Source organism: Streptomyces sp. UH6 (assembly GCF_013421635.1).
Lineage (GTDB): Bacteria > Actinomycetota > Actinomycetes > Streptomycetales > Streptomycetaceae > Streptomyces > Streptomyces abyssomicinicus.
This window is the reverse complement of the sequence record NZ_JACADT010000417.1, coordinates 1-4,779: the sequence shown is the minus strand read 5'-3', so window position 1 is coordinate 4,779 and position 4,779 is coordinate 1. Positions and strand designations below refer to the sequence as shown.

The 4,779-nt window shown below is 71.5% G+C and carries 5 protein-coding genes; 3 read left to right on the top strand and 2 right to left on the bottom strand.

All coding sequences use genetic code 11. From position 1 onward, the window contains the following. Positions 1–4: 4 nt before the first annotated feature. Positions 5–817, bottom strand: coding sequence for a hypothetical protein (locus HW445_RS18895; protein WP_180222177.1), 813 nt, complete (start codon positions 815–817; stop codon positions 5–7). A 119-nt stretch (positions 818–936) separates the two neighbouring features. Continuing rightward, positions 937–1,374 carry a cell wall protein gene (locus HW445_RS18890; protein WP_180222176.1) on the bottom strand — a complete coding sequence of 146 codons (438 nt, stop codon included), beginning with the start codon at positions 1,372–1,374 and terminating at the stop codon, positions 937–939. A gap of 109 nt (positions 1,375–1,483) precedes the next feature. Here HW445_RS18890 and HW445_RS18885 point away from each other — a divergent pair, with 109 nt between their 5' ends. The 3 genes from HW445_RS18885 to HW445_RS18875 form a co-directional block, all read left to right on the top strand. Further along, positions 1,484–1,948: a hypothetical protein gene (locus tag HW445_RS18885; RefSeq protein WP_180222175.1), complete on the top strand. Its 465-nt coding sequence runs from the start codon at positions 1,484–1,486 to the stop codon at positions 1,946–1,948. A 238-nt stretch (positions 1,949–2,186) separates the two neighbouring features. Then, on the top strand, positions 2,187–3,440 hold the full coding sequence (locus HW445_RS18880; RefSeq protein WP_180222174.1) for an Ig-like domain-containing protein: 1,254 nt from the start codon (positions 2,187–2,189) through the stop codon (positions 3,438–3,440). Between the two features lie 140 nt (positions 3,441–3,580). After that, a partial coding sequence (locus HW445_RS18875) for an ABC transporter permease (protein WP_180222173.1) occupies positions 3,581–4,779 on the top strand: 1,199 nt, incomplete at its 3' end.

The window sequence follows — 4,779 nt, the reverse complement described above, 5'->3', positions numbered from 1 at the left end:
GGCCTCAGCCCAGCTTCTCGGCCTGCGCGGCGACCACCGGGGCGGACACCTGGTAGCGCTTCCCGTCGGCCATGTCGCCCAGGTTCACGGTCAGGTAGGTGACCACGTTGTTCCCGTGCCGCACCGCCTGCCCGTGGACCGAGGAGGCGGGACCGCCCTCCTCCAGCGACGCGCCGGTCAGCGCGAAGGCGACCGTCTCGTCGGCCCCCTCGGAGGTCACGCCCTTCTCGGCGGCGACCGTGTCGTAGGGGGCCGGGTCCTGGCCCGGCAGCGTCACCGTGAAGCCGTCGGCGCAGGACTCCACCGCGTCCGCCACGCTCTTCACGGCCTGCTGCGCGCCGTCCCCGTCGTACGTGGCGAGCGTGATCATGGTGACGTCCAGCCGCATCGCGTCCTCGAGTGAGGGGACGTCGCCCTCACCCGCCCCCTCGGGCCGTTCCTGCGTGGCCTGGCGGGAGACGTGGGCCTTCGCGTCGCCGGCCGTGGAGCCGCTGACGACCTTGGCCAGCGCGTCGCAGCCGTCGCCGCCCTCGACCTTCACGTCGTCGAAGGAGCCGCCGAAGAGGTCGTCCTCGCCGGGCTCGGTGACCGTGAAGCCCTCCACGTCGTCCGCCGCGAGGATCAGTCCGGCGAGCTCCTTCTCGGAGAGCGCCCTGCCCGGGGCGGCGCCGTCGTCCGCGGGGGAGGAGGCGGCATGGGACGACGGGGCGGCGTCCGGCTTCCCGTCGGATCCGCCGCTGCAGCCCGTGACCAGGGCCAGGGAGAGCACGCCGGTGAGGGTGAGGGCGCCCAGCCGCGCCCGCGAAGATGTGATCATGCGCCGGACTATGGGCGTACCGCCGCACCACGGTCAAGGGCGCCCGGCCCCTGCGGCGGCCGCGAGGGGCTCGGGGGCGGGCGGCGGTGAGCCGCGCGGCGGGCGGTCCCTCCGGCCGCCTACAGCCCCATCCGCTCACGCCGCACCGAATACACCAGGAACGCGGCCCCCATGCCGAGGAAGGCCGTCCCGCCCAGGATGTACGGCGTCGTGTCGAAGGCGCCGGTGTCGGCCAGCTCGGTGTCGCCGGTCGTGGTCCGGAGCGTGGTGCCGGTGCCGGTGCCGGTGCCGGTGCCGGTGCCGGTCGCGGCGTCGGGTGAGGTGGTGTCCGCGGGGCCGGACGCCGTCCGCATCGCGGAGGACTCCGGGGAGCCCGCCGCGGACACGGCGTGACCGCCCGGCGCGTCGACGGAGGCGGAGACGGGAACGGCGTGGACAGGCCGAGGCTCCGGGCGTTCCGAGGTCGCCGTCGCGTTCGCGGACGGGACGAAGGACAAGGCCCCCAGGAGGGCGCCCGCGGCGGCGGCGGTCAGCAGTGAGCGGCGCGTGGTGGACACGGATATCGATCCCCTTGTGGCGCTGGCGAATTGACCGTGTGGACCGATGCTAGTGAAAGGCGCGGGTCGCGGGAAACCCGAGGACGCCCACCGCCGTACTCTCCCAGTCATGAATTCACCCAAGAACAGACGATTCGTCCGGATCGACGTCCAGCTGATCGTGGAGGTCGACGACCCCGAGGCGCTCGAGGTCCTCGCCCGGACCCGGATCACCGAGGACGGCACGCTCCCCGACGGCGAACGGGGCCGCGTCGAGGCCGTGGTGACGCATGACACGGCGGAGGCCCTGGCCTACCTCGTGGATCCGTTCGACCTGGTCAGCGAGTTGCCCGGGATCGAGCTGACCCAGACCTCGTGGAGCGCGGAGCACGTCGGGCGCCCGTCCGATTCGCTTCGCGAGGACCCCTGCGGCGATGATGCAGAGCACGACGACGCGGCACGTGCCGACGCCTTCGGCTTCGCGGACGACTTCGACGACCGCCTGGACGACGGCCTCGACGAGGACTTCGACGAGGACTTCGACGAGATCGGTGACGGAGTCGGCGGTCCGCCGGCACGCATCGGCATCGGCTGACCCCTGGCGGGGAAGGCGACCACTGCGGAACGATGTCTTCCGGTCCGCCGCGGACCGGCCCCGGGCTCTCGGCTTCGCTCGAGCGAGGGACCTCCCGGGCGGTTCGCGGCGTGGCGGATTGCACAATTCACCGCGAGATGGAACCGGAACGACCCGTCCGGGCGTTGAACAATGCTGACGGGGAGTTTCTGCCGGGTCGTGATGCAGGGCGTCCCAAGGGGTCGGGTGACCAGTGACGATGGAGAAGCGTGTGAAGACGGTCGGTGAGCGGCGGCGGCGCAGGGGGCTGGCGGTGGCGTCCGCGCTGCTGGGCGGCGTGATGGTGCTGACGGGGTGCAGCGGCGACGAGAAGCCGAAGGGCCCGGACGCCCAGGCCGAGGTCGACGAGGCGGCCGCCGAGAAGACCTCGGTCGCCGAGATCTCCATCACACCCAAGGACGGCACGGACAACGCGTCGATCAACAACGCGGGCCACGTGGCGGTCAAGAAGGGCACGCTCACCGAGGTCGAGGTGGAGACCAAGGACGGCCAGCAGGTCGAGGGCGAGATGTCGGCCGACAAGACCAGCTGGAAGCCGGCCGCCCAGCTCGAGCGGGCCACGACCTACAAGGTCTCGGTGACGGCCGAGGACTCCGAGGGCCGCGCCTCCCACGAGAACGCCACCTTCACCACGGTCTCGCCGACCAACAGCTTCATAGGCAACTTCACCCCGGAGGACGGCTCCACCGTCGGTGTCGGCATGCCCGTGTCGATCAAGTTCGACAAGGAGATCGCCGACAAGAAGGCCGTGCAGGAGGGCATCGACGTCTCCGTCAGCAGCGGCCAGGAGGTCGTCTGCCACTGGTTCAGCACGGTCCGCATGGACTGCCGGCCCCAGGAATACTGGAAGGAGGGGTCGACGGTCACCATGAAGCTCGCGCTGGACGGCGTCGAGGGCTCGCCCGGCGTCTACGGCGTGCAGCAGAAGACCGTCACCTTCCACATCGGCCGCAACCAGGTCTCCGTGGTCGACGCCAAGACCAAGCAGATGACGGTCACGCGCAACGGCGAGACCGTGCGCACCATCCCCATCTCCGCCGGCGCCCCCGAGAACAAGACGTACGAGGGCCAGATGGTGATCTCCGAGAAGTTCAAGGAGACCCGGATGAACGGCGCGACGGTCGGCTTCACGGACGACGACGGCAAGGGCGAGTACGACATCAAGGACGTGCCGCACGCCATGCGGCTCACCACCTCCGGCACCTTCATCCACGGCAACTACTGGGGCAAGGGCGTCTTCGGCAACGTCAACACCAGCCACGGCTGCGTGGGCCTGGAGGACGTCAAGGGCGCGAACGACCCGAACGTGCCCGGTGCCTGGTTCTTCGACAACTCGATGATCGGCGACGTCGTCGTCGTGCAGAACACCGGCGACAAGACGGTCGCCCCGGACAACGGCTTCAACGGCTGGAACATGGCCTGGGACCAGTGGGTGGCCGGCTCGGCGGTCTGACCGCCGGCGGCCGTACCGCACCGCCGTGAGCGGTGGACGAGGCGCCCGGGGACGTGTGGTCACACGTCCCCGGGCGCCTCTCCGGTTTCTCTCACACAACGCACCGAGGATTGCCAGCGCGCCGACCTAGCGTGCCGCGCATGTTCTTCACCTACTTGCGCCGCGAACTGCGCCGCCGGAGAAAGGCGGCGCTGGTCGTCGCCTCGGGTCTGGCGCTCGGCATCGCCCTCGTCATCGTCGTCAACGCCGTCTCCTCGGGCATGGGCAAGGCCCAGGCCCAGGTACTGGAGTCGCTCTACGGCCTCGGCACGGACATGACCGTCACCAAGGCCCCGGAGCCGCCCGCCGAGGGCGAGGAGGGCGAACGCCGGCCGCGCTTCCAGTTCGACGCCCAGCAGGGCGAGGACGGGGAGGAGGGCGAGGAGGGCGGGAAGCAGAGCAGCGACCGCGTGATGGTGCAGGGCTTCCAGACCCTCGACTCCGCCACCGTCACCACGGTGGGGAAGGCGGACGGCGTGGCAGCCGCGGTCGGCGGCCTCAGCCTCAACGTGGTCAAGGTGGACGGCGAGTTCACGCCCGGCCAGTTCCAGCAGGGCGAGGGCGGCGGCCGTCCGGGCGGCGGTGGCGCCGGCGGCGAGGTGCGCGGCGGTGGCGCCGACTTCTCCATCGACAGCTTCTCCGTCTACGGCACGGACGTCACCCGGCCCGCCCTGGGCCCGCTGACCTCCTCCGAGATCACCGACGGGCGCGGCTTCGAGGAGTCCGAGACCTCGGCGAAGGTGGCCGTGGTGGACAGCGCCTACGCCAAGGAGCAGGAGCTGAAGACCGGCGACACGGTCTCGGCAGGCGGGACCGACTTCGAGATCGTGGGCCTGGCCACGGCGGCCAGCGGGGACGCCACCGCCGACGTCTACCTGCCGCTCGCCCAGGCCCAGACCCTCGCCGACGCCAAGGACAAGATCACCACCGTCTACGTCCAGGCGGACGACGCGCAGCAGCTCGACGCCGTGAAGTCGGCGGTGCTCGAGGCGGTGCCGGACGCCACCGTGACCACGTCCGAGGACCTCGCCGACACCGTCTCCGGGTCCCTGTCCACCGCCTCCGGCCTGGCCGTCACGGTCGGCCGCTGGCTCTCCGTGGTGGTCCTGGCGGCGGCGTTCCTGGTCGCCGGCCTGCTGACCTCGTCCGCGGTCTCCCGCCGGGTCCGCGAGTTCGGCACCCTCAAGGCGCTGGGCTGGCGTTCGCGCCGGGTCACCGGGCAGGTGGTCGGCGAGGCGGTGGTGACCGGTCTGCTGGGCGGTGCGCTGGGCATCGCGCTCGGGCTGGCCGGCGCGTGGGC

What these genes read in the sequence shown, in the direction of transcription:
- HW445_RS18895 (WP_180222177.1), bottom strand. Translation starts at nt 817, where the DNA reads ATGATCACATCTTCGCGGGCGCGGCTGGGCGCCCTCACCCTCACCGGC.
- HW445_RS18880 (WP_180222174.1), top strand. Translation starts at nt 2,187, where the DNA reads ATGGAGAAGCGTGTGAAGACGGTCGGTGAGCGGCGGCGGCGCAGGGGG.
- HW445_RS18885 (WP_180222175.1), top strand. Translation starts at nt 1,484, where the DNA reads ATGAATTCACCCAAGAACAGACGATTCGTCCGGATCGACGTCCAGCTG.